This window comes from Klebsiella oxytoca (assembly GCF_009707385.1).
GTDB lineage: Bacteria > Pseudomonadota > Gammaproteobacteria > Enterobacterales > Enterobacteriaceae > Klebsiella > Klebsiella oxytoca_C.
The window spans coordinates 4,947,903-4,972,283 of sequence record NZ_CP046115.1 but is presented as its reverse complement, the minus strand read 5'-3'; the positions used below and the strand labels follow the sequence as shown (position 1 = coordinate 4,972,283).

30 protein-coding genes are annotated in these 24,381 nt (G+C 52.8%); 22 read left to right on the top strand and 8 right to left on the bottom strand.

From position 1 onward, the window contains the following. Positions 1 to 4 precede the first annotated feature (4 nt). From ppiA to argD, 5 genes are all read left to right on the top strand, one after another. Positions 5 to 574, top strand: coding sequence for a peptidylprolyl isomerase A (ppiA, locus tag GJ746_RS23335; RefSeq protein ID WP_154682283.1), 570 nt, complete (start codon positions 5 to 7; stop codon positions 572 to 574). Between the two features lie 106 nt (positions 575 to 680). Next, a complete protein-coding gene (locus GJ746_RS23330; protein ID WP_154682282.1) occupies positions 681 to 848 on the top strand; it encodes a YhfG family protein in 168 nt (55 codons plus the stop codon). Next, a complete protein-coding gene (locus GJ746_RS23325; protein ID WP_154682281.1) occupies positions 838 to 1,440 on the top strand; it encodes a putative adenosine monophosphate-protein transferase Fic in 603 nt (200 codons plus the stop codon). Before GJ746_RS23330 ends, GJ746_RS23325 begins: the two co-directional genes overlap by 11 nt. A 32-nt stretch (positions 1,441 to 1,472) precedes the next feature. Further along, positions 1,473 to 2,036, top strand: a complete 564-nt coding sequence (pabA, locus tag GJ746_RS23320; RefSeq protein ID WP_154682280.1) for an aminodeoxychorismate synthase component 2 — start codon at positions 1,473 to 1,475, stop codon at positions 2,034 to 2,036. Between the two features lie 90 nt (positions 2,037 to 2,126). Continuing rightward, the gene (gene argD, locus GJ746_RS23315) at positions 2,127 to 3,347 is read left to right on the top strand and encodes a bifunctional acetylornithine/succinyldiaminopimelate transaminase (RefSeq protein ID WP_154682279.1); all 1,221 of its coding nucleotides are present in this window, start codon (positions 2,127 to 2,129) and stop codon (positions 3,345 to 3,347) included. On the opposite strand, the gene GJ746_RS23310 is transcribed toward argD, so the two are convergent. Then, positions 3,337 to 5,415: a YccS/YhfK family putative transporter gene (locus GJ746_RS23310; RefSeq protein ID WP_154682278.1), complete on the bottom strand. Its 2,079-nt coding sequence runs from the start codon at positions 5,413 to 5,415 to the stop codon at positions 3,337 to 3,339. The genes argD and GJ746_RS23310 overlap by 11 nt on opposite strands. 51 nt (positions 5,416 to 5,466) lie before the next feature. Next, complete coding sequence (gene crp, locus GJ746_RS23305; protein ID WP_000242758.1) at positions 5,467 to 6,099, bottom strand: cAMP-activated global transcriptional regulator CRP; 633 nt, start codon at positions 6,097 to 6,099, stop codon at positions 5,467 to 5,469. Between the two features lie 304 nt (positions 6,100 to 6,403). On the opposite strand from crp, the gene GJ746_RS23300 reads away from it, so the two are divergent. Beyond that, the gene (locus tag GJ746_RS23300) at positions 6,404 to 6,808 is read left to right on the top strand and encodes an OsmC family protein (protein ID WP_004106401.1); all 405 of its coding nucleotides are present in this window, start codon (positions 6,404 to 6,406) and stop codon (positions 6,806 to 6,808) included. Positions 6,809 to 6,854: 46 nt separating this feature from the next. Here the strand turns inward: GJ746_RS23300 and GJ746_RS23295 are convergent, their stop codons facing one another. The 4 genes from GJ746_RS23295 to GJ746_RS23280 form a co-directional block, all read right to left on the bottom strand. Then, entirely contained in the window at positions 6,855 to 7,724 is an 870-nt protein-coding gene (locus tag GJ746_RS23295) for a phosphoribulokinase (protein ID WP_154682277.1), read from the bottom strand. 35 nt (positions 7,725 to 7,759) lie between these two features. Next, positions 7,760 to 7,978: a YheU family protein gene (locus GJ746_RS23290; protein WP_138359210.1), complete on the bottom strand. Its 219-nt coding sequence runs from the start codon at positions 7,976 to 7,978 to the stop codon at positions 7,760 to 7,762. Next, a complete protein-coding gene (locus GJ746_RS23285) occupies positions 7,975 to 8,973 on the bottom strand; it encodes a hydrolase (RefSeq protein ID WP_195908883.1) in 999 nt (332 codons plus the stop codon). The genes GJ746_RS23290 and GJ746_RS23285 overlap by 4 nt, the downstream gene beginning before the upstream one ends. A 190-nt stretch (positions 8,974 to 9,163) precedes the next feature. Next, positions 9,164 to 11,068, bottom strand: a complete 1,905-nt coding sequence (locus tag GJ746_RS23280) for an ABC transporter ATP-binding protein (protein WP_154682275.1) — start codon at positions 11,066 to 11,068, stop codon at positions 9,164 to 9,166. 175 nt (positions 11,069 to 11,243) lie between these two features. Here GJ746_RS23280 and kefG point away from each other — a divergent pair, with 175 nt between their 5' ends. The 4 genes from kefG (at position 11,244) to slyD (ending at position 14,491) form a co-directional block, all read left to right on the top strand. Continuing rightward, positions 11,244 to 11,804, top strand: a complete 561-nt coding sequence (gene kefG / locus GJ746_RS23275; RefSeq protein WP_154682274.1) for a glutathione-regulated potassium-efflux system ancillary protein KefG — start codon at positions 11,244 to 11,246, stop codon at positions 11,802 to 11,804. Next, positions 11,791 to 13,596: a glutathione-regulated potassium-efflux system protein KefB gene (kefB, locus tag GJ746_RS23270; protein ID WP_154682273.1), complete on the top strand. Its 1,806-nt coding sequence runs from the start codon at positions 11,791 to 11,793 to the stop codon at positions 13,594 to 13,596. Before kefG ends, kefB begins: the two co-directional genes overlap by 14 nt. A 12-nt stretch (positions 13,597 to 13,608) precedes the next feature. After that, complete coding sequence (locus GJ746_RS23265; protein ID WP_154682272.1) at positions 13,609 to 13,809, top strand: YheV family putative zinc ribbon protein; 201 nt, start codon at positions 13,609 to 13,611, stop codon at positions 13,807 to 13,809. A gap of 94 nt (positions 13,810 to 13,903) precedes the next feature. Next, positions 13,904 to 14,491, top strand: a complete 588-nt coding sequence (gene slyD, locus GJ746_RS23260; RefSeq protein WP_139538955.1) for a peptidylprolyl isomerase — start codon at positions 13,904 to 13,906, stop codon at positions 14,489 to 14,491. 58 nt (positions 14,492 to 14,549) lie between these two features. Here slyD and GJ746_RS23255 read toward each other — a convergent pair whose 3' ends face one another. Further along, positions 14,550 to 14,768: a protein SlyX gene (locus tag GJ746_RS23255; RefSeq protein ID WP_154682271.1), complete on the bottom strand. Its 219-nt coding sequence runs from the start codon at positions 14,766 to 14,768 to the stop codon at positions 14,550 to 14,552. Positions 14,769 to 14,990: 222 nt separating this feature from the next. Here GJ746_RS23255 and fkpA point away from each other — a divergent pair, with 222 nt between their 5' ends. The 11 genes from fkpA (at position 14,991) to bfr (ending at position 23,212) form a co-directional block, all read left to right on the top strand. Further along, a complete protein-coding gene (gene fkpA / locus GJ746_RS23250; protein ID WP_154682270.1) occupies positions 14,991 to 15,836 on the top strand; it encodes an FKBP-type peptidyl-prolyl cis-trans isomerase in 846 nt (281 codons plus the stop codon). 166 nt (positions 15,837 to 16,002) lie between these two features. Beyond that, positions 16,003 to 16,725 carry a transcriptional regulator gene (locus tag GJ746_RS23245; RefSeq protein ID WP_004106380.1) on the top strand — a complete coding sequence of 241 codons (723 nt, stop codon included), beginning with the start codon at positions 16,003 to 16,005 and terminating at the stop codon, positions 16,723 to 16,725. After that, positions 16,725 to 17,111: a sulfurtransferase complex subunit TusD gene (gene tusD / locus GJ746_RS23240; protein WP_154682269.1), complete on the top strand. Its 387-nt coding sequence runs from the start codon at positions 16,725 to 16,727 to the stop codon at positions 17,109 to 17,111. Before GJ746_RS23245 ends, tusD begins: the two co-directional genes overlap by 1 nt. Beyond that, on the top strand, positions 17,111 to 17,470 hold the full coding sequence (gene tusC, locus GJ746_RS23235) for a sulfurtransferase complex subunit TusC (protein ID WP_154682268.1): 360 nt from the start codon (positions 17,111 to 17,113) through the stop codon (positions 17,468 to 17,470). Before tusD ends, tusC begins: the two co-directional genes overlap by 1 nt. 7 nt (positions 17,471 to 17,477) lie before the next feature. Further along, positions 17,478 to 17,765 (top strand): sulfurtransferase complex subunit TusB, encoded by a 288-nt coding sequence (gene tusB, locus GJ746_RS23230; RefSeq protein WP_154682267.1) that lies wholly within the window; start codon positions 17,478 to 17,480, stop codon positions 17,763 to 17,765. A gap of 124 nt (positions 17,766 to 17,889) precedes the next feature. Beyond that, the gene (rpsL, locus tag GJ746_RS23225) at positions 17,890 to 18,264 is read left to right on the top strand and encodes a 30S ribosomal protein S12 (protein WP_002920115.1); all 375 of its coding nucleotides are present in this window, start codon (positions 17,890 to 17,892) and stop codon (positions 18,262 to 18,264) included. A gap of 95 nt (positions 18,265 to 18,359) precedes the next feature. Then, complete coding sequence (gene rpsG / locus GJ746_RS23220) at positions 18,360 to 18,830, top strand: 30S ribosomal protein S7 (RefSeq protein ID WP_004106370.1); 471 nt, start codon at positions 18,360 to 18,362, stop codon at positions 18,828 to 18,830. A 96-nt stretch (positions 18,831 to 18,926) separates the two neighbouring features. Then, entirely contained in the window at positions 18,927 to 21,041 is a 2,115-nt protein-coding gene (gene fusA / locus GJ746_RS23215; RefSeq protein ID WP_154682266.1) for an elongation factor G, read from the top strand. A gap of 70 nt (positions 21,042 to 21,111) precedes the next feature. After that, positions 21,112 to 22,296: an elongation factor Tu gene (gene tuf, locus GJ746_RS23210; protein WP_004097636.1), complete on the top strand. Its 1,185-nt coding sequence runs from the start codon at positions 21,112 to 21,114 to the stop codon at positions 22,294 to 22,296. Positions 22,297 to 22,466: 170 nt separating this feature from the next. Then, positions 22,467 to 22,661: a bacterioferritin-associated ferredoxin gene (bfd, locus tag GJ746_RS23205; RefSeq protein WP_004125913.1), complete on the top strand. Its 195-nt coding sequence runs from the start codon at positions 22,467 to 22,469 to the stop codon at positions 22,659 to 22,661. 74 nt (positions 22,662 to 22,735) lie between these two features. Continuing rightward, on the top strand, positions 22,736 to 23,212 hold the full coding sequence (bfr, locus tag GJ746_RS23200) for a bacterioferritin (RefSeq protein WP_004125910.1): 477 nt from the start codon (positions 22,736 to 22,738) through the stop codon (positions 23,210 to 23,212). Here the strand turns inward: bfr and GJ746_RS23195 are convergent. Continuing rightward, entirely contained in the window at positions 23,196 to 23,672 is a 477-nt protein-coding gene (locus GJ746_RS23195; protein WP_154682265.1) for a prepilin peptidase, read from the bottom strand. The genes bfr and GJ746_RS23195 overlap by 17 nt on opposite strands. 377 nt (positions 23,673 to 24,049) lie before the next feature. Between GJ746_RS23195 and rpsJ the strand changes: the two genes are divergently transcribed. Further along, positions 24,050 to 24,361, top strand: a complete 312-nt coding sequence (gene rpsJ / locus GJ746_RS23190; RefSeq protein WP_001181005.1) for a 30S ribosomal protein S10 — start codon at positions 24,050 to 24,052, stop codon at positions 24,359 to 24,361. Positions 24,362 to 24,381: the final 20 nt, after the last annotated feature.

Sequence of the window (24,381 nt, the reverse complement as noted above, 5' to 3'; positions counted from 1 at the left end):
TTCCATGCTCAAATCAACTCTCGCGGCGGTGGCTGCCGTTTTAGCCATTTCAGCATTCTCCCCGGCCATGGCGGCAAAGGGCGATCCTCATGTTTTGCTGACCACGTCTGCGGGCAATATTGAGCTTGAGCTGAATAGCCAGAAAGCGCCTGTCTCGGTAGAGAACTTCCTGAAGTACGTCAACAGCGGTTTTTACAACAACACCACTTTTCACCGCGTGATCCCGGGCTTTATGGTACAGGGCGGCGGTTTTAACGAGCAAATGCAGCAAAAGCAGCCTAATCCGCCAATTAAAAACGAAGCCGATAACGGCCTGCGCAACACTCGCGGAACCATCGCTATGGCGCGTACTGCGGAGCAGGATAGTGCGACCAGCCAGTTCTTTATCAATATTGCGGACAACGCCTTCCTCGATCATGGCCAGCGTGATTTTGGCTATGCGGTGTTTGGTAAAGTCGTCAAAGGCATGGACGTGGCGGACAAAATTTCTCAGGTGCAGACCCATAACGTTGGGCCGTATCAAAATGTACCGTCCAAACCTATCGTTATTCTTTCCGCAAAAGTTCTGCCGTAACTATTTTGCGCGGGTAGCCCTTACCCGCGCATTTCCCACTTCCCTGCGAAATCGTTTTTTGCCGCTTATACTTGTGGCAACTGCGGAAATGTCAGGGAGGTGTTAAATGAAAAAGCTCACCGAAAAACAGAAATCCCGTCTTTGGGAGGATCAACGTAACCTTAATTTTCAGGCCAGCCGACGGCTTGAGGGCGTTGATATTCCGCTGATAAACCTTACCTCTGAAGAGGCCCTGGCGCGAATTGCGGCGTTAAGGAGCCACTATGAGCGATAAATTTGGCGAGGGTCGGGATCCTTATCTTTATCCTGGCCTGAAGGTCATGCGTAACCGCTTAGGCATTCGCCAGGCTCAGCGCCTTGAGCAGGCTGCGTGGGAACTGACTGCACTACGGGCTGCTACCATTGAACTTGGGCCGCTAATCCGTGGATTACCGCATCTCTGCGCGATTCACCGGCAGCTTTACCAGGATATTTTCGACTGGGCGGGGCAGCTGCGCGAAATTGATATCTATCAGGGGGACACCCGTTTTTGCCATTTCGCCTACATCGAAAAGGAGGGGAATGCCCTGTTTCAGGAGCTTGAAGGGGAAGGTTATCTGGTTGGGCTGGCGACCGATAAATTCATTGAACGCCTCGCTCACTATTACTGTGAGATCAACGTCCTGCATCCTTTCCGTATTGGCAGCGGCATGGCACAACGCATTTTCTTTGAGCAACTGGCTATCCACGCCGGCTATACGCTGGATTGGCGCAATATTGCTGTCGATGTCTGGAACCAGGCCAACCAGAGCGGTGCAATGGGCGACCTCTCCGCGCTGCAGATGATATTTCGCAAAGTGGTAAGCGAAGCTGTAGAAACTGAGTAGAATAGCGCGGTTCTTTTTTCCCCGGAGCCGCTATGATCCTGCTTATCGACAACTACGATTCTTTCACCTGGAACCTGTACCAGTATTTCTGCGAACTGGGGGCGGAGGTACAGGTCAGGCGTAATGACGAGCTGACGATAGCGGAAATTATTGCCCTGGCGCCAGAGAAAATCGTTATTTCACCGGGCCCCTGTACGCCAAATGAGTCAGGAATTTCGCTGGCGGCGATCCGCCACTTTTCCGGAAAAACGCCTGTCTTAGGCGTTTGCCTCGGCCATCAGGCCATCGCCCAGGTTTTCGGCGCAACCATTGTGCGGGCCGCTCGGGTGATGCACGGGAAAACGTCGCCTGTCAGCCATAATGGTCAGGGGGTATTCCGTGGACTGAATAACCCGCTTACCGTGACCCGCTATCACTCCCTGTTGATTGACCCGCTAACGCTGCCTGACTGTTTTGAGGTTACCGCCCGTAGCGAAGAGGGAGAGATCATGGGTATTCGCCACCGCCAGTTCGACCTTGAAGGCGTGCAGTTTCATCCGGAGAGTATTCTCAGCGAGCAGGGACATCAGCTGCTGGCAAACTTCCTCAATCGTTGATTTTTAGTTGCCATCAAGTGATTTTTTATGCATATTTTGTGATTAGATTAGCATAATCATTGCTGCATAACGAAGAAGGATGGGCATGACATGGCAACTGAACAACCGGCAATCACCCGCGCGACATTCGACGAAGTCATTTTGCCAATCTATGCACCGGCAGAATTTATTCCGGTGAAGGGGAAGGGGAGCCGAGTATGGGATCAGCAGGGTAAAGAGTACGTTGATTTCGCCGGTGGAATTGCCGTGACCGCGCTTGGTCATTGCCATCCGGCGCTGGTGGCGGCGCTGTATGAACAGGGCGAAAAGCTGTGGCACACCAGTAACGTTTTTACCAACGAACCGGCTCTGCGCCTGGGACGTAAGCTGGTCGAGGCGACTTTTGCCGATCGCGTTGTGTTTATGAACTCCGGTACGGAAGCCAATGAAACGGCTTTCAAGCTGGCGCGCCATTACACCGTGACGCGCCATAGCCCTTACAAAACCAAAATCATCGCCTTCCATAACGGATTCCACGGTCGGTCGCTGTTTACCGTCTCCGTCGGCGGCCAGCCCAAATATTCTGATGGTTTCGGGCCGAAACCGGCCGATATCGTTCACGTACCGTTTAACGATTTACACGCGGTGAAAGCGGTGATGGACGATCATACCTGCGCGGTGGTGGTTGAACCGATTCAGGGAGAAGGCGGTGTGACCGCGGCGACCCCGGAATTCCTGAAGGGTCTGCGCGAACTCTGCGACCAGCACCAGGCATTACTGGTGTTTGATGAAGTTCAGAGCGGTATGGGACGCACTGGTTCACTTTTTGCGTACATGCAATACGGCGTGACGCCGGATATTCTGACCAGCGCTAAGGCGCTTGGCGGCGGCTTTCCTATCAGCGCAATGCTGACCACCCATGAAATCGCCAGTGCTTTCCACGCCGGATCTCATGGTTCGACCTACGGCGGTAATCCGCTGGCCTGCGCGATCGGTGGGGTAGCGTTCGATCTGATTAACACTCCGGAAGTGCTGGATGGCGTCACGGCGAAGCGCGAACTGTTTGTTCAGCACCTTCAGCAGATTGACGCGCGGTTCGATCTGTTCAGCGATATTCGTGGAATGGGCCTGCTTATCGGCGCCGAACTGAAGCCGCAGTACCATGGGCGGGCGCGTGATTTCCTGTATGCGGCTGCGGAAGCGGGCGTGATGGTCCTCAATGCGGGGCCGGATGTGATGCGTTTTGTGCCTTCTCTGGTAATTGATGACAGCGATATTGCTGAAGGTATGGCGCGCTTTGCCCGGGCGGTTGAAAGCGTGCTTAGCGCTTAGTCGCGCGTAGCCAGATACCATGATGTGGACGCTGACGCCATGCCACCGATGAAATGGTGTGCATGGTGTTCAGGTGTCCGAGGATGCGCTGCAAATGCTGCTCCATTGTGCTGAGCGGGCCGCGAGGAACCTCGGCATCCTGCGCTTCCATAATATTCACATCTCCTGCGCTGCCCGGCCCGTCGGTATCCAGCCGCTGCTGACAGCGCTGTAGCGCAATTTCGCAGGACTCCAGATAACGCTGCGCCAGAGCCGGCGTCAGCATATTGTGCTCACGCGCCAGAGTAGTCATGGCATTGATATGCTCGACAATAAACTGGCTATGCGTCACCCACAGCTTCATATCTTCCAGATAGTGCGAGTTAAAGCCGGGCTCCTGCATCGCCTGATTCAGCGAGTTGAACAGCGCGTTGTGCGCCTGATTGACGAGCATTCGCTGATAGGCCAGCGCCGGTGCCTGATGGTCGTCGCTAAGAATAAGCCTGATGGCCTCCTGATCGGCTTCCAGCGCATCGTGAGCATTTTTGCGCAGCAGGCCGCTTTGCCACTGCGGCCATAGCCAGACCATTCCACCGAAGGCGATCAAACAACCAATCAGGGTATCAATCAGTCTGGCGATGATGAACTGCTCGCCGTTCAGGGTGAGCAACTGCAGGGTATAAACCGCGGTGACCGTAAATCCGACCATTGCCCAGCCGTAATGTTTGCGAATAATCAGATAGCTTAACAGCGTAATGAACAGCATCGCGGTCAGCGTATAGCCTTCAGGGACGTGAAAGTGCAGCGTCAGTCCGGCTATTAACAATCCAGCTATCGTCCCGGCAGCCCGGTGGACAATGCGTACCCGCGTCGCGCCGTAGCCGTTTTGCGTCACGAATAGCACCGTCATCAGGATCCAGTAGGGTTTTGGCAGGTGCAGCGCGCTGCCCATCAGGCTGGCTGCGCTCAACATAACGCTGATCCGAGCGGCGTTACGTAACGCCGGTGATTTAAACGACAGATAGTTTTTCAACGCCGGCAGCAGCGGCAGACGGCGGGTTTTATCCGCCATCAGATTCCGCGCGTAAAGCGGGCGCTGGGTGCGCAGAACCCGGGCAATACGGCTGAAGTGCCAGGCGCAAAACTGCCCGACAGGATTATCCGGATGCTGCGAAGCGATTTTTTCCAGCGCACCGATCTGCTTATCCATCTGAAAGCGCCGAGGATAGCGATGGTAGAGCAGATCGTCCGCCAGTTCCCGCAGGCGGGCGGCAACGGTTTGTGCGCTCCAGCGGATCACCGCTTCAGCGTGGCTGCGTTCCACCAGCTTCTGTACCTCTTCCGGCTGATGAAGGCTGACGGAAATATGCTCCTGCAGGTCCAGCCCGACCTGGAAAGCGCGCAGCAGGCGTTTGTGATCGCTGCGCTGATTGGCCGCCAGCATATGCATCTGCTGATAGCACTGGGTAATCAGATCCACCACCTTTTGTTGGCGATTAAGCAGCGGGGGCAGAGATGTGGTGGGGTCCGTATGCTGGGTAAGCAGACTGTATTTAGCCTCGCAGTAGTTGGCTAATTCCCGGTAAAGCAGGCTCAGGGACTCGCGCAGCGGCTGTTCGCGCCATAGCCAAAACCAGAACCAGTTAAAAACGCCATACCACAGGGTGCCGAGGGCATAGATCAGCAGCGGCTCCCAGACCGGCATATTGCCTGCGAGACTCAGAGTAAAGATAGCCGCGATAAGCGAGGCTGGCAGCAGCCTGGCATGCAGCGGGCTGATTTCGGCAGTGACGCCGAGGATAAGCGCGAGGCCCGTGAGAATAATCGGCAGCGGGATTTCACGCAGCAGGAGGAGCTGGACAATCAGGCTACAGCCAGCAAACAGGCAGCCGCCGATAATCAGACGTTTGAAGAAACGTTTATGCGGCGTATCCAGCCCGGCAATGTTGCAGCAGGCGGGAACAAGAGAAAACAGAAGCCCCTGCTGTAAATGGCCAAACAGAAGACCAATGGCGACCGGCAGACACAACACCAGCGTTTGCCGCAGTGCATAGTTGACTTCAGGGTGGTAAATCAGCCTGCGCCACATGGGGAGAAAACAAAAACGGCGTATTGTCTGGCAATACGCCGTTTTACCGACTTAACGGGTACCGTAGACGACGATAGTTTTACCGTGCGCGGAGATCAGGTTTTGATCTTCCAGCATTTTCAGAATACGACCCACGGTCTCGCGAGAGCATCCGACGATCTGACCGATTTCCTGACGAGTAATTTTAATTTGCATACCGTCCGGGTGGGTCATCGCATCCGGCTGTTTTGCCAGATTCAGCAGCGTCTGAGCGATACGACCGGTAACGTCGAGGAAGGCAAGGTTGCCCACTTTCTCAGATGTAACCTGCAGACGGCGTGCCATTTGCGAAGATAGACGCATCAGGATATCCGGGTTTACCTGGATCAGCTGACGGAATTTTTTGTAGGAGATCTCGGCCACTTCACATGCGGTTTTCGCACGTACCCAGGCGCTACGCTCCTGACCTTCTTCAAACAGGCCTAATTCACCGATGAAATCGCCCTGGTTGAGGTAAGAGAGGATCATCTCTTTACCTTCTTCATCCTTGATGAGTACAGCCACGGAGCCTTTAACGATGTAGTACAACGTTTCTGCTTTCTCACCCTGGTGGATCAGCGTGCTCTTTGATGGGTACTTATGAATGTGGCAATGAGACAAGAACCATTCAAGGGTAGGGTCTGTTTGCGGTTTGCCAAGCACCATGCGCGGTTATCCTCTGTTATAAGCTATCTCCGGGTGCCGACACAACACGGCATCCGGGCATGCAATCGTATTGAATCCCTGTACCTGGGAATCCGGCTGAAAGTTTTCTGCAGCCTGTAATGTGAACTCCTCTGCATACATGCAGTACATCAATGTATTACTGTAGCATCAAGACTGTTTTAGCATAGCTTTCGCTGCATGTCTCCTGGTGTCTCGCTTCAGCATGACCCAGGTCGCCTTCCGTTGCGAGAAATGTTATGTGCGCGTAATCTGTCAGGAAAATTACAGACCTGGAGTTAAATTTATGCAAGCGCGAGTGAAGTGGGTTGAAGGGTTAACCTTCATCGGTGAGTCGGCTTCCGGTCACCAGATTCTGATGGACGGCAATTCCGGGGATAAAGCGCCGAGCCCAATGGAAATGGTGCTAATGGCGGCGGGCGGATGCAGCGCGATTGATGTCGTGTCCATTTTGCAGAAGGGTCGGCATAACGTTACCAACTGCGAAGTTAAGCTGACTTCTGAGCGTCGCGAAGAAGCGCCGCGTCTGTTTACCCATATCAACCTGCATTTTATTGTGACCGGTAAAGAGCTGAAAGATGCAGCCGTTTCCCGCGCTGTCGACCTGTCGGCGGAAAAATATTGCTCGGTGGCGCTGATGCTGGAGAAAGCGGTAAACATTACCCACTCTTATGAAGTCATCGAAGGGTAAAGCGACCGGACCCCGGCAGTGCAATCGTGCTGCCGGGATTGGCTTCTTAGCTAATTTTTCTGCCTTCCATCAGCCGTTCGACCAGCGGCGCCATAATAAGCTCCATCGCCAGTCCCATTTTTCCGCCCGGAACCACCAGCGTATTCATATGTGAGATAAATGAACCCTGCAGCATCGCCAGCAGCCAGGGGAAATCGATATTTTTCAGATTCCGAAAGTGAATGACGACAAAGCTTTCATCCAGCGAAGGGATGGCTTTAGCCGCAAACGGGTTGGACGTATCCACCGTCGGTACACGCTGGAAGTTGAGATGGGTGCGCGAAAACTGCGGGGTGATAAAGTTGATGTAATCTTCCATTGAGCGGACGACGGAATCCATCACCGCCTCACGAGAGTGCCCGCGTTCGCTGGTGTCGCGGATAAGCTTCTGGATCCACTCAAGATTGACGATCGGCACCACGCCGACCAGCAGGTCAACATGGTTAGCGACATTATGCTGAGGCGTAACCACGCCGCCGTGCAGCCCTTCATAAAACAGAACGTCAGTTGGTTCGGGCAGCGGCTGCCAGGGCGTGAAGGTTCCTGGAACCTGATTCCACGGCACGGCTTCATCATAGGTATGTAAATACTTGCGCGACTGACCTTTGCCGCTGAGCCCATATTCCGCAAAGGTCTGTTCCAGCAGGCCGAAGTCGTTGGCCTCGGGGCCAAAGTAGCTGATATGTTTACCCTGATCGCGTGTTTTACGGATCGCCATGTCCATTTCCGGACGGGTGTAGCGGTGAAAGCTATCGCCTTCTACTTCGGCGGCATGCAGATTTAGCTGGGCGAAAATTTTGCGAAAGGCAAGGCTGGTGGTCGTGGTTCCCGCGCCGCTGGAGCCCGTGACGGCAATCACCGGATGTTTGGCAGACATAACTACTCCCAGGATAAACGATAGTGTGTGCCGCCTTAGCCGTGAAACTGCTTGCGGGGCATGATGTTGACCGTCTCGTGCAGCTCTGACCACACCAGCACGGCTTCTCCGCTTTTCAACTGTTGTTTAACATCGGAGACTTTATCAGTCAGCGAACGTTCATGTTCACCATAATCGGTGCCTTCACGTAATACAAAACTTTCGATCAGATTGTCCAGCGTTTCGGGATCGAGATCTTGCCAGGGAATGATCATATTTTCGCTCCTAACCAACGGGTTAGCCAATCCGGGATGCGCTTTTCAAGCCACATTTCCGGCTTACGCAGCGTGCCGCCGACGAAACCAACGTGCCCACCGTGCTCCGTGAGCTGATATTCAACGTTCGCCGGCAGCTGCTCTTGCGGAGGAATTGAGTGGTGATCCATAAAAGGATCGTCCTTCGCGTGAATAATCAGCGTTGGCTTAGTGATATCGCTTAATCGCGGCATGGCGCTGCACTGGCGATAATAGTCCAGCGCATCGGCAAAACCGTGGATCCTGGCGGTGATGCTGTCGTCAAATTCGCGGATACGGCGCATGCTTTTTAGCTGACGTAAATCGACAGGCAGAGAGCCGGGATAGGCTTTGAGTTTACGTGCGGCGTTAGCTTTCAGCAGGTTGAGCAAGTAGCGCTGATAAACGCGGGAGAAACCTTTGTCCATATGCGAGCTGCAGGCTTCCAGCATAAACGGAGCCGAGACGATAACCGCGGCATCGACGGGAATATCATCGCCTTCTTTTGCCAGCAGGCAGCCCAGCATATTGCCCCCGAGCGAATATCCAACCGCTGCGGTTGGGACATCGCCGTATTCGCGCTGGAGCCAGCGTAAAAACCAGGCGCCGTCTTCCGTTTCACCCGAATGGTAAATACGGTTATTGCGGTTTGGTTCGCCGCTACAGCCGCGAAAGTGCATTACCACGCCCAGCCATCCGCGCTGCATTGCCGCGTGGATGAGTCCGTGCGCGTAAGGGCTGTGCAGGCTGCCCTCCAGGCCGTGAAAAACGACTAACCGAGGTTTATGGCGCGCCTGAGAAGGGTCTTCACTCCATGCGAGATCGACAAAATCGCCATCCGGCAGTTCAAGACGCTGCCAGTGGGGAGTGAAACGGAGTTTGCGACGGATTAGCCGCGGCAACATGGTTTGCAAATGACGATTGCCCAGGCCGCGCATCGGGTGAAACTGCTGCGAGTCGTTTTCAGGGGGCGTCATTTCTGTAGGAGTGATATCAACCATAGCACCAGAGCAATTAATAATCTTTGTCCATACTATACCGCGCATGAAGTGCGCAGGTTAGCCAATATGTGGTCTTGCGGCTAATCGGTAAGCAGGTTACGTGAAAAAGCCGCGGAGAGAGATGAAAAAAGGCGGGTTTCCCCGCCTTGCTGGATGCATATTGCCGCTAGCCTTCCTGCAGCATTTGCTCCAGCTGTTCCTGGGCATCCAGCCAGGCCATTTCACACTCTTCCAGCCCGGACTTCGCGCTAGCCTGTTGCTGTAAACAGGCGGTGAGTTCTGCTTTGCGGCTTTGATCGTACAACTCGCTGTCGCCGAGCTGCTCTTCCGCCTGCGCCAGCAGTGCGTTGAGCTTTTCCATCTCTTTTTCCAGTCGGGCAATCTCTTTGCGCAGCGGCTGGGTTTGCGTACGCAGCTCGGCTTCCCGGCGTTTCTGATCTTTACGCGCCTGGGCGCTATTGCCGTTTTCTTTCGGCTCTTCAGAGGCCTGACTTTCCTGCTTTTGCGAGTCGCTTAACCACTGCTGGTAGTCTTCCAGATCGCCGTCGAAAGGTTCGACTTTGCTATCGTGTACCAGGTAGAGATCGTCGGTAGTGGAGCGAATCAGATGACGGTCATGCGAAACCACTACCAGCGCGCCTTCAAAATCAATGAGCGCTTCGGTTAGCGCCTGGCGCATATCGAGATCGAGGTGGTTAGTCGGTTCATCAAGCAGCAGCAGGTTTGGCCGCTGCCAGACGATTAACGCCAGCACCAGACGTGCTTTCTCGCCGCCGGAGAAACGCTTTGTCTCTTCGTTGACTTTATCGCTCTGGAAGCCAAAACCGCCCAGATAGTCGCGCAGCTTCTGCTCCAGCTCCTGCGGCGCCAGCCGGGCAAGATGCTGCAGCGGCGATTCGTCCGCACGCAGGAACTCAAGCTGATGCTGGGCAAAGTAGCCAAGCTTGATACCTTTCGCCAGACCAATTTCACCGTGCAGCGGCTGTAGCTCACCGGCCAGTAGTTTAATTAGCGTCGATTTACCGGCTCCGTTGCGCCCCAGCAGACCGATCCGCGAACCTGGAACCAGATTCAGTTTGATTGAGTCGAGGATCACGCGTTCGCCATAACCGGCGCTGACTTTTTCCATCTTCAGCAGCGGATTGGGCAGGCTTTCCGGCGCGCGGAAGCTGAAGTGGAACGGGTTATCGACATGGGCTGGTGCAATGAGCTCCATGCGCTCAAGCATTTTGATGCGGCTTTGCGCCTGCTTGGCTTTAGTGGCCTTGGCGCGAAAACGATCGATATAGCTCTGCAAATGGGCGACGCGCTGCTGCTGGCTCTCATACATCGCTTGCTGTTGAGAAAGGCGGGTTGCGCGCTGGATTTCAAACGAACTGTAGTTGCCGGTGTACTCGAACATGGTTTGCTGTTCGATATGAATAATTTTATCGACGATCGGGTCAAGGAAATCGCGATCGTGGGAAATCAGGATCAGCGTGCCGGTATAGCCTTTAAGCCATTTCTCCAGCCAGATGACCGCATCAAGGTCCAGGTGGTTAGTCGGTTCATCAAGCAGCAGCAGGTCGGAACGGCAAATGAGCGCCTGAGCGAGGTTAAGGCGCATACGCCAGCCTCCGGAAAAATCGCTCACCGGTCTTTCCAGCTGTTCGTTGCTGAAACCCAGACCGTGGAGAAGGCTGGCCGCACGAGAGCGTATAGTCCAGGCGTCGATGGCGTCCAGCTTGCCGTGTACCGTCGCGATGGCATGACCATCGTTGCGTTCGTTGGCCTCCCGTAAATCGGCCTCCAGCTTGCGAAATTCGCGATCGCCGTCAATAACATAGTCAATAGCCGGCTGCGGTAGCGCAGGGGTTTCCTGATTAACCCACGCCAGCTGCCAGCTGCCGGGGAAGGTCATCGAGCCGCCGTCGGCGCTAATCTCGTTTTTCAAAAGCGAAAGCAGGGTGGATTTACCGCAGCCGTTTTTACCCACCAGGCCGACTTTTTGCCCTGGGTTGATAGTGGCGGTAGCGTTATCCAGCAGGACGCGTACGCCGCGACGAATTTGTAACGAGGAGAAAACAATCATAAGGCGCCGTATGTTCTGACTATGTTAATTTGTCATTATGATAATGTAGTGTGGAGCGAATCGCTCAACCGGGCCGCAATGGTAGCCCAAAACGAAGATGATACACAAAGTCATTCTGGTTGCGTCGGGACGCAGCCGCTGCACAGGCCGCCAGAAGACGTTCGGGAGGGGAAAGATGTCTCAGACAGCGAAAGTTTTGCTGCTGTATGCCCACCCAGAATCTCAGGATTCCGTGGCCAACCGGGTTTTGCTTGAACCGGCCTTACAGTTGTCGAATGTGACCGTGCACGATCTTTACGCGCACTATCCGGATTTTTTTATTGATATCGCCTGGGAGCAGGAGCTCCTGCGCCAGCACGAGGTGATTGTTTTCCAGCACCCGCTCTATACCTGGAGCTGTCCGGCGTTGATGAAAGAGTGGCTGGATAGGGTTTTAAGCCGCGGATTTGCCAGCGGAGCGGGAGGGAATCAGCTGGCGGGAAAGTACTGGCGTAGCGTGATAACCACCGGCGAGCCTGAGAGCGCCTACCGTCGCGATGCCCATCGTTATCCGATGAATGACATTCTTCGTCCTTTTGAACTGACCGCCGGTATGTGCCGCATGCACTGGATGAGCCCAATTATTGTCTACTGGGCGCGACGACAATCACCTGAAGACCTGAAAAGCCGCGCTCGTGCGTATCGAGACTGGTTAAGTCACCCTATCAGCGCAGGAGGCTCAAATGGCGGGAGCTGATTTACTGCTGGCCGGGGTGTTATTTCTGTTTGCCGCCGTGGTGGCGGTGCCGCTGGCGGCAAGGCTGGGGATTGGGGCCGTGCTGGGGTATCTGCTGGCCGGTATCGCCATCGGCCCATGGGGATTAGGATTCATCAGCGATGTTGAGGAAATTCTTCACTTTTCAGAATTAGGCGTCGTCTTCCTGATGTTTATCATCGGGCTGGAGCTGAACCCGTCCAAGCTCTGGCGACTGAGAAGCTCAATTTTCGGCGTGGGGGCCGCGCAGGTCGCTTTCAGCGCGCTCATTCTTGGCGCTTTGCTCATGCTGAGCGACTTTTCATGGCGCGCAGCGGTGGTTGGCGGTATTGGGCTGGCGATGTCTTCAACCGCGATGGCGCTGCAGCTGATGCGTGAAAAAGGCATGAGCCGCAGCGAATCCGGACAGCTGGGCTTCTCGGTGCTGTTGTTTCAGGATCTGGCCGTTATTCCGGCCCTGGCGCTGGTTCCCCTGCTTGCGGGTTCAGGCGACGATCATTTTAACTGGCTCACCATAGGGATGAAGGTACTGGCTTTCGGTGGAATGCTGATTGGCGGTCGCTATCTGTTGAGGCCGGTATTCCGTTTTATCGCCGGTTCCGGGGTGCGGGAGGTTTTCACTGCTGCAACGTTGCTGCTGGTTCTTGGCTCGGCTCTGTTTATGGACGCTCTTGGTCTGTCGATGGCGCTGGGGACCTTTATCGCCGGCGTTCTTCTGGCCGAGAGTGAATACCGCCACGAGCTGGAAATCGCCATTGAGCCGTTCAAAGGGCTCCTCCTCGGGCTGTTCTTTATCTCCGTTGGCATGGCGCTCAATCTGGGGGTGCTATACACCCATTTGCTATGGGTCGTCGCCAGCGTTGTAATATTAGTGGCGGTAAAGGGCGTCGTCCTGTATTTCCTGGCGCGCGTGTACGGCCTGCGTAGCTCGGAACGGGTGCAGTTTGCCGGTGTGCTTAGCCAGGGAGGGGAGTTCGCTTTTGTCCTCTTTTCACTACCCGCTTCGCTGCGTTTGTTTCAAAACGATCAGATGGCCCTGCTGCTGGTCACGGTGACATTGTCGATGATGACCACGCCGCTTTTAATGAAGTTGATCGATAGCGTTCTTTCGCGACGCTTTAATCAATCTGATGAAGAGGGGGAGGCCCCGTGGGTTGAAGATGATAAACCGCAGGTCATTATCGTTGGTTTTGGTCGCTTCGGTCAGGTGATTGGCCGCCTGCTGATGGCGAACAAAATGCGTATTACGGTGCTGGAGCGTGATATCAGCGCGGTCAATCTGATGCGCAAATATGGTTATAAAGTTTATTTTGGTGATGCGACTCAGCTGGAGCTCCTGCGTTCGGCGGGAGCCGAAGAAGCGAAGTCGATCGTTATTACCTGTAATGAGCCGGAAGATACCATGAAGCTGGTGGAGATGTGTCAACAACACTTTCCACATCTGCATATTCTGGCGCGAGCGCGGGGACGCGTTGAAGCACATGAATTGCTGCAGGCGGGCGTGGCGCAATTCTCACGCGAAACATTCTCCAGCGCGCTGGAGCTGGGACGTAAAGCGCTGATCTCGATAGGTATGCATCCCCATCAGGCGCAGCGCGCGCAGCTGCATTTTCGGCGTCTTGATATGCGGATGCTGCGTGAGTTGATGCCGGTGCATAGTGATACTCAGCAGATATCCCGGGTGAGAGAAGCCAGACGCGAGCTGGAAGAGATCTTCCAGCGTGAGATGCAAAAAGAGAGCAGGCAGTTAGACGGCTGGGATGAATTTGAATGAAAGGTAAATAATATGGCTGTGCGTAAACGTTTTATTGCCGGTGCGAAATGTCCGGCGTGCCAGGCGCAGGATTCGCTGGCGATGTGGCGTGAGAATAATGTCGATATAGTTGAGTGCGTTAAGTGTGGTCATCAGATGCGGGAGGCGGATAAACAGGTCCGCGAGCATGTTCGCAAAGAAGAGCAAGTGATAGGCATTTTTCATCCGGACTAGCGTTATCTATCGGCTTTTTTTAAGCTAGAGAGTACACGGCTGCAGAATTCCGCTACAATCTGCGCCACTATTCTTCCCATGCTCAGGAGATATCATGAAAGTAGCAAAAGACCTGGTGGTCAGCCTGGCCTATCAGGTACGTACAGAAGACGGTGTGTTGGTTGATGAGTCTCCGGTAAGCGCGCCGCTGGACTACCTGCATGGTCACGGTTCCCTGATTTCCGGCCTGGAAAATGCGCTGGATGGTCACGAAGTTGGCGACAAATTTGACGTAGAAGTCGGCGCGAACGACGCGTACGGCCAGTATGACGAAAACCTGGTTCAGCGCGTTCCTAAAGACGTTTTTATGGGCGTTGATGAGCTGCAGGTTGGCATGCGCTTCCTGGCGGAAACCGATCAGGGTCCGGTACCGGTAGAAATCACCGAAGTAGGTGACGAACACGTTGTTGTCGACGGTAACCACATGCTGGCTGGTCAGAACCTGAAGTTCAACGTGGAAGTTGTCGCCCTGCGTGAAGCAACGGCGGAAGAGCTGGAGCACGGTCATGTACACGGAGCTCACGGCCACGATCATGGGCACGACCACGATCATGATGGTTGCTGCGGTGGCCACGGTCACGGCCATGATCATGAACATGGTAAAGGCGGTTGCGGCGGTAACGGCGGCTGCGGTTGCCACTAATTTCGTTACGCTAGCGTTGCGGAAGAGAAAAAGCGGGGAGACCCGCTTTTTTTACGTCTTAATAATGTGGTGGCGGCGTTTCTTCTGCCTGTGAAGCCAGGTGGGATGGTTGAGTGGCTTTTAGTTTCTCCACCATCAGGCGCATATGTTCGCGCATTCTGGCCATTTCTATCTCGTGGGCGGTGACGGTCTTGTTGAGGTCTTCAATAGTGATTTCCTGAAACGCCAGTCTGCTCTCCAGCTCCGCAAGGCGAGTCTCTAAAGTGCTATCGTGCATGAGTAACCTCTTCTGTCTTATCCAGCGGGCGGATTCTACTGAAGTTTCAGCATCCGCGCAGCATCGTTACGTCTGACGGGAAACTAATTTACACAAAAATAGTCTTAAATGAGGCGATATTCAGGTACGTCTGTATGTTGATTTGTTCTGCAACGTTTTATAGTACGTTTTTTGTTTTTTACGATAACCTTGGGGTGAGATGCCCCGGCCCTGGAGAAATGGATGAAATCACTGTTTAAAGTAACGCTGCTGGCGACCACAATGGCCATCGCCCTGAACGCACCGCTGTCATTGGCTGCGGAAACTGTTGCGAAAGGAGCATCAGCAGAACCTGCAGCGACTGCGGCACCTGCAACGGATAGCAAATCGGCATTCAAAGATGACGATCAGAAATCTGCTTATGCGCTGGGTGCATCGCTGGGACGTTACATGGAAAACTCCCTGAAAGAACAAGAAAAACTGGGCATCAAATTAGATAAAGCTCAGCTGATTGCCGGTGTTCAGGATGCTTTCGCTGATAAGAGCAAACTGTCCGATCAGGAGATTGAACAGACTCTGCAAGCGTTTGAAACACGCGTAAAAACTGCCGCTCAGCAGAAAATGGAAAAAGATGCCGCTGAGAATGAGATAAAAGGCAAAGCCTACCGCGATGCCTTTGCTAAAGAGAAAGGCGTGAAAACGTCTAAATCTGGCCTGCTGTACAAAGTTGAGAAAGCAGGTACCGGTGAAGCGCCAAAAGATAGCGATACTGTGGTTGTGAACTACAAAGGTACGCTGATCGATGGCAAAGAGTTTGATAACTCCTTCACCCGCGGCGAGCCGCTCTCTTTCCGTCTGGACGGCGTAATCCCTGGCTGGACCGAAGGTCTGAAGAACATCAAGAAAGGCGGTAAAATTCAGCTGGTCATTCCACCAGATCTGGCTTACGGAAAAACCGGCGTTCCGGGTATTCCGGCAAACTCTACGCTGGTATTTGACGTAGAGCTGCTGGATATTAAACCGGCTCCGAAAGAGGATGCCAAGCCTGAAGCAGCCGCTGAAGCGCCTGCCGCTGACGCTAAGAAGTAATCCGGTTTATGCCGCCGCCTCCAGGGGCGGCGGTTTTTTTATTGCGGGCAAATATAATTAAAACTGGAAAGAACCTCAGGCGCTGTATTACTTTAGATAGATTAATAATGATGATGAGCCTGCCCTGACGATAACGACAGGCTCCTGAAAAGGAGTGCTTTTTTTCATGTCCAGGTCGCTTTTAACCAACGAGACCAGCGAGCTTGATTTGCTGGATCAACGTCCTTTTGACCAGACCGACTTCGATATCCTCAAATCCTATGAAGCGGTAGTGGACGGGTTAGCGATGCTCATCGGTTCCCATTGTGAAATCGTACTGCACTCATTGCAGGACTTAAAATGTTCCGCTATTCGTATCGCCAACGGTGAACACACCGGCCGTCAAATCGGCTCGCCAATTACCGACCTTGCGTTGCGCATGTTGCACGATATGACTGGGGCCGATAGCAGCGTTTCCAAATGCTATTTTACGCGAGCCAAAAGCGGTGTACTGATGAAATCGGTCACGATCGCTATCCGTAACCGTGACCATCGGGTTATCGGCCTGCTGTGCATTAACATGAATCTTGATGTGCCGTTCTCTCAAATTATGAGCACCTTTATTCCGCCGGAGACGACGGAAGTGAACTCTCAGGTCAACTTTGCTTCATCCGTTGACGATCTGGTTGCGCAGACGCTTGAGTTTACTATTGAAGAGGTGAACGCCGATCGGAACGTTTCTAATAACGCCAAAAATCGCCAGATTGTGCTGAACCTCTATGAGAAAGGGATCTTTGATATCAAGGATGCCATTAATCAGGTTGCTGACCGGCTGAACATCTCCAAGCACACGGTATATCTCTATATTCGCCAGTTCAAAAGCGGAGATTTCCAGGGGCTTGATAAATAATGCGCTTCGCCATTACGGTGACGGGGCCGGCTTACGGTACGCAGCAGGCCAGCAGCGCATTACAGTTTGCCCGAGCCGTATTGCAGGAAGGCCATGAGTTGCTCAGCGTCTTTTTCTATCGTGAGGGCGTATATAACGCGAATCAGCTAACGGCCCCCGCCAGCGATGAATTTGATCTGGTCAGGGCCTGGCAGGCGCTACATGAGGAACACTCTGTTTCCTTACATATCTGTGTAGCTGCAGCTTTACGCCGTGGAATTACCGATGAACAGGAGGCCCGTCAGCTGGGTTTACCTGCCCATAATTTACAGCCAGGCTTTACGCTGAGCGGATTAGGCGCGCTGGCGGAAGCCGCGTTAACCAGCGATCGAATGGTGCAGTTCTGATGAAACGTGTGGCCTTTGTATTTTCATCCGCGCCTCATGGTTCAGCCTCGGGCAGGGAGGGGCTGGATGCCCTGCTGGCGACTTCAGCGCTGACGGAAGAGATCGGCGTTTTCTTCATCGGTGATGGCGTGTTTCAGCTTCTCCCGGAGCAGCAGCCAGCTGCGGTGCTGGCGCGCGACTATATCTCTACCTTCAAACTCTTATCGCTATACGATATCGAACAGCGCTGGATTTGCGCGGCATCAGCACGCGAGCGCGGTCTGAATGGTGCCACGCCGTGGATCGTTGATGTTGAATGTCTGGAGCCGGAGGCTCTGCGCGCCCGGCTTGATGATTTTAACGTGATACTGCGTTTTTGAGGCCTGAATGCTCCACACACTAAGCGTATCCCCCTGGCACGCCGATATTGCGGCAATGCTGCGTTTGATAAAAGAAGGTGACGAGCTTCTGCTGCTGTCGGACGGCGTCATCGCAGCCATTGCGTCAGGTCGTTTCCTTGAAATCCTGCAATCTGCCTCCATATCCATCTACGCTCTGCAGGAAGATATCGAAGCCCGCGGGCTGGCTGGTCAAATTGCGGACAGTGTTATCAGGGTTAGCTATACTGATTTCGTCAGACTGTCTGTCAAACATGCAGGTCAGTTAGCCTGGTAATGGCGGGATCGTTGTATATTTCTTGACACCTTTTCGGCACCGCCCTAAAATTCTGCGTCCTCATATTATATGAGGCGATTTATTACGTGTTTACGAAGCAAAAGCTAAAACCAGGAGCTATTTAATGGCAACAATTAACCAGCTGGTACGCAAACCACGCGCGCGCAAAGTTGCAAAGAGCAACGTGCCGGCGCTGGAAGCCTGCCCGCAGAAACGTGGTGTATGTACTCGTGTATATACCACTACTCCTAAGAAACCGAACTCCGCACTGCGTAAAGTTTGCCGTGTGCGTCTGACTAACGGTTTCGAAGTCACCTCCTACATCGGTGGTGAAGGTCACAACCTGCAGGAGCACTCCGTGATCCTGATCCGTGGCGGTCGTGTTAAAGACCTTCCGGGTGTTCGTTACCACACCGTTCGTGGTGCGCTTGACTGCTCCGGCGTTAAAGACCGTAAGCAAGCTCGCTCCAAGTATGGCGTGAAGCGTCCTAAGGCTTAATGGTTCTCCGTTAAGTAAGGCCAAACGTTTTATATTAATGTCAAACTAAACTCTTAGAGTTTTGGACAATCCTGAATTAACAACGGAGTATTTCCATGCCACGTCGTCGCGTCATTGGTCAGCGTAAAATCCTGCCGGATCCTAAGTTCGGATCAGAACTGCTGGCTAAATTTGTAAATATCCTGATGGTAGATGGTAAAAAATCTACTGCAGAAGCAATCGTATACAGCGCGCTGGAGACCCTGGCTCAGCGCTCTGGTAAAAATGAACTGGAAGCTTTCGAAGTCGCTCTCGACAACGTGCGCCCGACTGTAGAAGTTAAGTCTCGCCGCGTTGGTGGTTCTACTTATCAGGTTCCAGTTGAAGTCCGTCCGGTTCGTCGTAATGCCCTGGCAATGCGTTGGATCGTTGAAGCTGCTCGTAAACGTGGTGATAAATCCATGGCTCTGCGTCTGGCGAACGAACTCTCTGATGCTGCAGACAACAAAGGTACTGCAGTTAAGAAACGTGAAGACGTTCACCGTATGGCAGAAGCCAACAAGGCGTTCGCACACTACCGTTGGTAATCCCTTCGGAGTCATAGTCACCAGGCGGGCGCTTCAGGTAAGTCGCCCGTTTTGGATAACTTAACTGAACGCCTAAAGAAATAAACGAGGAATCAAATGGCTCGTACAACACCCATCGCACGCTACCGTAATATCGGTATCAGTGCGCACATCGACGCCGGTAAAACTACTACTACCGAACGTATTCTGTTCTACACCGGTGTAAACCACAAAATCGGTGAAGTTCATGACGGCGCTGCCACCATGGACTGGATGGAACAGGAGCAGGAGCGTGGTATTACTATCACCTCCGCAGCGACTACTGCATTCTGGTCAGGTATGGCTAAGCAGTATGAACCGCATCGCGTAAACATCATCGACACCCCGGGGCACGTTGACTTCACTATCGAAGTAGAACGTTCCATGCGTGTGCTTGATGGTGCAGTAATGGTTTACTGCGCAGTTGGTGGTGTTCAGCCTCAGTCTGAAACCGTATGGCGTCAGGCAAACAAATATAAAGTTCCGCGCATTGCGTTCGTTAACAAAATGGACCGTATGGGTGCGAACTTCCTGAAAGTTGTTGGTCAGATCAAAACCCGTCTGGGCGCGAACCCTGTTCCGCTGCAGCTGGCGATTGGCGCTGAAGAAGCGTTCACCGGTGTTGTTGACCTGGTGAAAATGAAAGCCATCAACTGGAACGAAGAAGATGCAGGTGTAACCTTCACTTACGAAGATATCCCGGCAGACATGCAGGAACTGGCCGAAGAATGGCACCAGAACCTGATCGAGTCCGCGGCTGAAGCTTCTGAAGACCTGATGGAGAAATACCTGGGTGGTGAAGAACTGACTGAAGAAGAGATTAAAACTGCTCTGCGTCAGCGCGTTCTGAACAACGAAATCATCCTGGTAACCTGTGGTTCTGCGTTCAAGAACAAAGGTGTTCAGGCGATGCTGGATGCGGTAATTGACTACCTGCCATCCCCGATTGACGTACCTGCGATCAACGGTATCCTGGACGACGGTAAAGATACTCCGGCTGAGCGTCACGCTAGCGATGATGAGCCGTTTGCTGCTCTGGCATTCAAAATCGCTACCGACCCGTTCGTGGGTAACCTGACCTTCTTCCGTGTGTACTCCGGTGTGGTTAACTCTGGTGATACTATCCTGAACTCCGTGAAAGCTGCACGTGAGCGTTTCGGTCGTATCGTACAGATGCACGCTAACAAACGTGAAGAGATCAAAGAAGTTCGCGCGGGCGATATCGCTGCGGCTATCGGTCTGAAAGACGTAACTACGGGTGACACGCTGTGCGACCCTAACGCGCCGATCATTCTGGAGCGTATGGAATTCCCTGAGCCGGTAATCTCTATCGCTGTTGAACCGAAAACCAAAGCTGACCAGGAAAAAATGGGTCTGGCTCTGGGCCGCCTGGCAAAAGAAGACCCGTCTTTCCGCGTATGGACTGACGAAGAATCTAACCAGACTATCATCGCCGGTATGGGTGAGCTGCACCTCGACATCATCGTTGACCGTATGAAGCGTGAATTCAACGTTGAAGCGAACGTCGGTAAACCTCAGGTTGCTTACCGCGAAGCGATTCGCGCGAAAGTTACCGATATCGAAGGTAAACACGCTAAACAGTCTGGTGGTCGCGGTCAGTACGGTCACGTCGTTATCGACATGTACCCGCTGGAGCCGGGCTCTAACCCGAAAGGTTACGAGTTCATCAACGACATTAAAGGTGGTGTAATTCCTGGCGAATACATCCCGGCCGTTGATAAAGGTATCCAGGAGCAGCTGAAAGCTGGTCCTCTGGCTGGTTACCCGGTAGTTGATCTGGGCGTGCGTCTGCACTTCGGTTCTTACCACGACGTTGACTCCTCTGAACTGGCGTTTAAACTGGCCGCTTCTATTGCCTTTAAAGATGGCTTTAAGAAAGCGAAACCAGTTCTGCTTGAGCCGATCATGAAGGTTGAAGTAGAAACTCCGGAAGAGAATACTGGTGACGTTATCGGTGACCTTAGCCGTCGTCGCGGTATGCTGCGCGGTCAGGAATCCAACGTGACTGGCGTTGTGATCCACGCTGAAGTTCCGCTGTCTGAAATGTTCGGATATGCAACTCAGCTGCGTTCTCTGACCAAAGGTCGTGCTTCTTACTCCATGGAGTTCCTGAAGTATGATGATGCGCCGAACAACGTTGCTCAGGCCGTAATCGAAGCCCGTGGCAAATAAGCCGCAGGGTTAAAACCAAAGTCCCGTGCTCTCTCCTGAAGGGGAGAGCACTATAGTAAGGAATATAGCCGTGTCTAAAGAAAAATTTGAACGTACAAAACCGCACGTCAACGTCGGTACTATCGGCCACGTTGACCATGGTAAAACTACTCTGACCGCTGCAATCACTACCGTTCTGGCTAAAACCTACGGTGGTTCTGCTCGCGCATTCGACCAGATCGATAACGCGCCGGAAGAAAAAGCTCGTGGTATCACCATCAACACTTCTCACGTTGAATATGACACCCCGACTCGCCACTACGCGCACGTAGACTGCCCGGGCCACGCCGACTATGTTAAAAACATGATCACCGGTGCTGCGCAGATGGACGGCGCGATCCTGGTTGTTGCTGCGACTGACGGCCCGATGCCGCAGACTCGTGAGCACATCCTGCTGGGTCGTCAGGTAGGCGTTCCGTACATCATCGTGTTCCTGAACAAATGCGACATGGTTGATGACGAAGAGCTGCTGGAACTGGTTGAAATGGAAGTTCGTGAACTTCTGTCTCAGTACGATTTCCCGGGCGACGACACACCGATCGTTCGTGGTTCCGCTCTGAAAGCGCTGGAAGGCGACGCAGACTGGGAAGCGAAAATCATCGAACTGGCTGGCTACCTGGATTCTTACATTCCGGAACCAGAGCGTGCGATTGACAAGCCGTTCCTGCTGCCGATCGAAGACGTATTCTCCATCTCCGGTCGTGGTACCGTTGTTACCGGTCGTGTAGAGCGCGGTATCATCAAAGTGGGCGAAGAAGTTGAAATCGTTGGTATTAAAGAGACTGCGAAGTCTACCTGTACTGGCGTTGAAATGTTCCGCAAACTGCTGGACGAAGGCCGTGCTGGTGAGAACGTTGGTGTTCTGCTGCGTGGTATCAAACGTGAAGAAATCGAACGTGGTCAGGTACTGGCGAAGCCGGGTTCTATCAAGCCGCACACCAAGTTCGAATCTGAAGTGTACATTCTGTCCAAAGACGAAGGCGGCCGTCATACTCCGTTCTTCAAAGGCTACCGTCCGCAGTTCTACTTCCGTACAACTGACGTGACTGGCACCATCGAACTGCCGGAAGGCGTAGAGATGGTAATGCCGGGCGACAACATCAAAATGGTTGTTACCCTGATCCACCCGATCGCGATGGACGACGGTCTGCGTTTCGCAATCCGTGAAGGCGGCCGTACCGTTGGCGCGGGCGTGGTTGCTAAAGTTCTGGGCTAATAATTAGTTCTGAATTAAAAAGGGCGCTCAGGCGCCCTTTTTGCTGCCTGCTATTTGTATGAACAAGCCAATACTGGCATGAATAAACGGGATGTATATTTAATAAACAGGCTATTGTAATCATAACTATTCTCATTTACACTTTGGATGTAATTTAAACGGGAGTATCTATGTACGTTTGTCTGTGTAATGGGGTGAACGATAAAAAAATTCGCCAGGCAGTACGCCAATTTAATCCTCAGTCTTTCCAGCAACTGCGAAAATTTATTCCCGTTGGAAATCAATGTGGTAAGTGTGTTCGTGCAGCGCGTGAAATTATGGAAGATGAATTAACCCGTATGCCGGAATATCAAGAGATCGCCTGAAGAGCTTCAGCTTTGCTTTGACATCCCTATAGCCCGAACTACGCTTCAATGAGTGGAAGCGGAGGGACTATATAATGAAAGGTGATGTCAAAATCATAAGTTATCTCAATAAATTATTGGGAAATGAGCTTGTCGCAATTAATCAATACTTTCTCCATGCGAGAATGTTCAAAAACTGGGGCCTGATGCGCCTCAACGATGTTGAATACCATGAATCTATCGATGAAATGAAACATGCCGATAAGTATATCGAGCGTATTTTGTTTCTTGAGGGTATCCCAAACCTGCAGGATCTTGGCAAACTTCGTATTGGCGAGGATGTCGAGGAGATGTTGCAGTCTGACTTGAGGCTGGAACTGGAAGGTGCAAAGGATCTACGAGAAGCTATTGCCTATGCCGATAGCGTTCATGACTATGTCAGTCGTGATATGCTAATTACCATTCTTGCAGATGAAGAAGGCCATATTGACTGGCTGGAAACTGAGCTGGACTTAATAGGCAAGATTGGTCTGCAGAATTATCTCCAGTCGCAGATTAAAGTGGCTGACTAAAAAAAGTCTGCCATGCACATGTTAAGCCCGCTGCGGCCAGGAAAGGGCCAAAAGGCAGCGGGTTATACAACACCTCCTTTTTTCGTCTCCAGAGCGCCAGCAGAATTACGGTTACGCATGCCAGAATCGTTGCGATAAGAACCAGCTGCGGTAAAACACTCCAGCCATACCAGGCCCCAAGAGCGGCAAGAAATTTAACATCGCCGTAGCCGATACCCTCATACCCACGAATCCCTCTGTAGAACCAATAGAGCAGCGCAAAGGCCAGATAGCCAGTTATTGCTCCCCATACCGCATGCGCCAGATGGGCCGGTGACATACACAGATAATAAAGCAGACCGCTCCACAGCAGAGGACAGGTATATTTATCGGGAAGTAAGCCATGACGCAGATCGTGCCAACAAAGCATTAGTAATAACCCGCCATGGATAATAAAGAATGTAAACGCTGCTACTGCCATCGACAGGTGTCCTGAATGTGGGTGTTGGTGCTGAGTGTGGCGGGGAACTTCATAACGGGCAAAAGGCAATAACAAAGAATGGATTCCAGTGTCCAGAGTATTCGCCGGCGGCTTAGCGCATTGCGAGAGGTTCTGAAGCCTGTTCTCATAAACCAGTGCTGATTTTCTACGCAGCTATTGCGTTGTATCTGTATTTGCGTATAATGCGCGGGCTTGTCAAAATTGACGGCCGGTTCGATATGAACCCGGTAGCGTACTTTGCTATCAACAATGTTCCCGATTGGGGAACTATGTAAGAACGGTTACACTCTCCCATCAATCGTAATGGGTATGAGGAGTAACCATTTCGTCTATAAAATAATTGGAGCTCTGGTCTCATGCAGAACCAAAGAATCCGTATCCGCCTTAAAGCGTTTGATCATCGCCTGATCGATCAATCAACCGCGGAAATCGTCGAGACTGCTAAGCGCACTGGTGCGCAAGTCCGTGGTCCGATCCCGCTGCCGACCCGCAAAGAGCGCTTTACCGTTCTGATCTCTCCGCACGTTAACAAAGACGCGCGCGATCAGTACGAAATCCGCACTCATAAGCGTCTGGTTGACATCGTTGAGCCAACTGAAAAAACCGTTGATGCTCTGATGCGTCTGGATCTGGCTGCCGGTGTAGACGTGCAGATCAGCCTGGGTTAATCAGGTCATCGAGCGATTGA

Coding starts and splice junctions, on each gene's coding strand:
- GJ746_RS23285 (WP_195908883.1), bottom strand. CDS start 8,973: ATGACGCCCCCTGAAAACGACTCGCAGCAGTTTCACCCGATGCGCGGC.
- bfr (WP_004125910.1), top strand. CDS start 22,736: ATGAAAGGTGATGTCAAAATCATAAGTTATCTCAATAAATTATTGGGA.
- rpsL (WP_002920115.1), top strand. CDS start 17,890: ATGGCAACAATTAACCAGCTGGTACGCAAACCACGCGCGCGCAAAGTT.
- pabA (WP_154682280.1), top strand. CDS start 1,473: ATGATCCTGCTTATCGACAACTACGATTCTTTCACCTGGAACCTGTAC.
- kefG (WP_154682274.1), top strand. CDS start 11,244: ATGTCTCAGACAGCGAAAGTTTTGCTGCTGTATGCCCACCCAGAATCT.
- GJ746_RS23310 (WP_154682278.1), bottom strand. CDS start 5,415: ATGTGGCGCAGGCTGATTTACCACCCTGAAGTCAACTATGCACTGCGG.
- GJ746_RS23300 (WP_004106401.1), top strand. CDS start 6,404: ATGCAAGCGCGAGTGAAGTGGGTTGAAGGGTTAACCTTCATCGGTGAG.
- rpsG (WP_004106370.1), top strand. CDS start 18,360: ATGCCACGTCGTCGCGTCATTGGTCAGCGTAAAATCCTGCCGGATCCT.
- kefB (WP_154682273.1), top strand. CDS start 11,791: ATGGCGGGAGCTGATTTACTGCTGGCCGGGGTGTTATTTCTGTTTGCC.
- bfd (WP_004125913.1), top strand. CDS start 22,467: ATGTACGTTTGTCTGTGTAATGGGGTGAACGATAAAAAAATTCGCCAG.
- tusC (WP_154682268.1), top strand. CDS start 17,111: ATGAAACGTGTGGCCTTTGTATTTTCATCCGCGCCTCATGGTTCAGCC.
- crp (WP_000242758.1), bottom strand. CDS start 6,099: ATGGTGCTTGGCAAACCGCAAACAGACCCTACCCTTGAATGGTTCTTG.
- fusA (WP_154682266.1), top strand. CDS start 18,927: ATGGCTCGTACAACACCCATCGCACGCTACCGTAATATCGGTATCAGT.
- GJ746_RS23295 (WP_154682277.1), bottom strand. CDS start 7,724: ATGTCTGCCAAACATCCGGTGATTGCCGTCACGGGCTCCAGCGGCGCG.
- fkpA (WP_154682270.1), top strand. CDS start 14,991: ATGAAATCACTGTTTAAAGTAACGCTGCTGGCGACCACAATGGCCATC.
- GJ746_RS23265 (WP_154682272.1), top strand. CDS start 13,609: ATGGCTGTGCGTAAACGTTTTATTGCCGGTGCGAAATGTCCGGCGTGC.
- GJ746_RS23245 (WP_004106380.1), top strand. CDS start 16,003: ATGTCCAGGTCGCTTTTAACCAACGAGACCAGCGAGCTTGATTTGCTG.
- ppiA (WP_154682283.1), top strand. CDS start 5: ATGCTCAAATCAACTCTCGCGGCGGTGGCTGCCGTTTTAGCCATTTCA.
- GJ746_RS23255 (WP_154682271.1), bottom strand. CDS start 14,768: ATGCACGATAGCACTTTAGAGACTCGCCTTGCGGAGCTGGAGAGCAGA.
- GJ746_RS23195 (WP_154682265.1), bottom strand. CDS start 23,672: ATGGCAGTAGCAGCGTTTACATTCTTTATTATCCATGGCGGGTTATTA.
- argD (WP_154682279.1), top strand. CDS start 2,127: ATGGCAACTGAACAACCGGCAATCACCCGCGCGACATTCGACGAAGTC.
- tusD (WP_154682269.1), top strand. CDS start 16,725: ATGCGCTTCGCCATTACGGTGACGGGGCCGGCTTACGGTACGCAGCAG.
- GJ746_RS23325 (WP_154682281.1), top strand. CDS start 838: ATGAGCGATAAATTTGGCGAGGGTCGGGATCCTTATCTTTATCCTGGC.
- tusB (WP_154682267.1), top strand. CDS start 17,478: ATGCTCCACACACTAAGCGTATCCCCCTGGCACGCCGATATTGCGGCA.
- GJ746_RS23290 (WP_138359210.1), bottom strand. CDS start 7,978: ATGATCATTCCCTGGCAAGATCTCGATCCCGAAACGCTGGACAATCTG.
- GJ746_RS23330 (WP_154682282.1), top strand. CDS start 681: ATGAAAAAGCTCACCGAAAAACAGAAATCCCGTCTTTGGGAGGATCAA.
- slyD (WP_139538955.1), top strand. CDS start 13,904: ATGAAAGTAGCAAAAGACCTGGTGGTCAGCCTGGCCTATCAGGTACGT.
- GJ746_RS23280 (WP_154682275.1), bottom strand. CDS start 11,068: ATGATTGTTTTCTCCTCGTTACAAATTCGTCGCGGCGTACGCGTCCTG.
- rpsJ (WP_001181005.1), top strand. CDS start 24,050: ATGCAGAACCAAAGAATCCGTATCCGCCTTAAAGCGTTTGATCATCGC.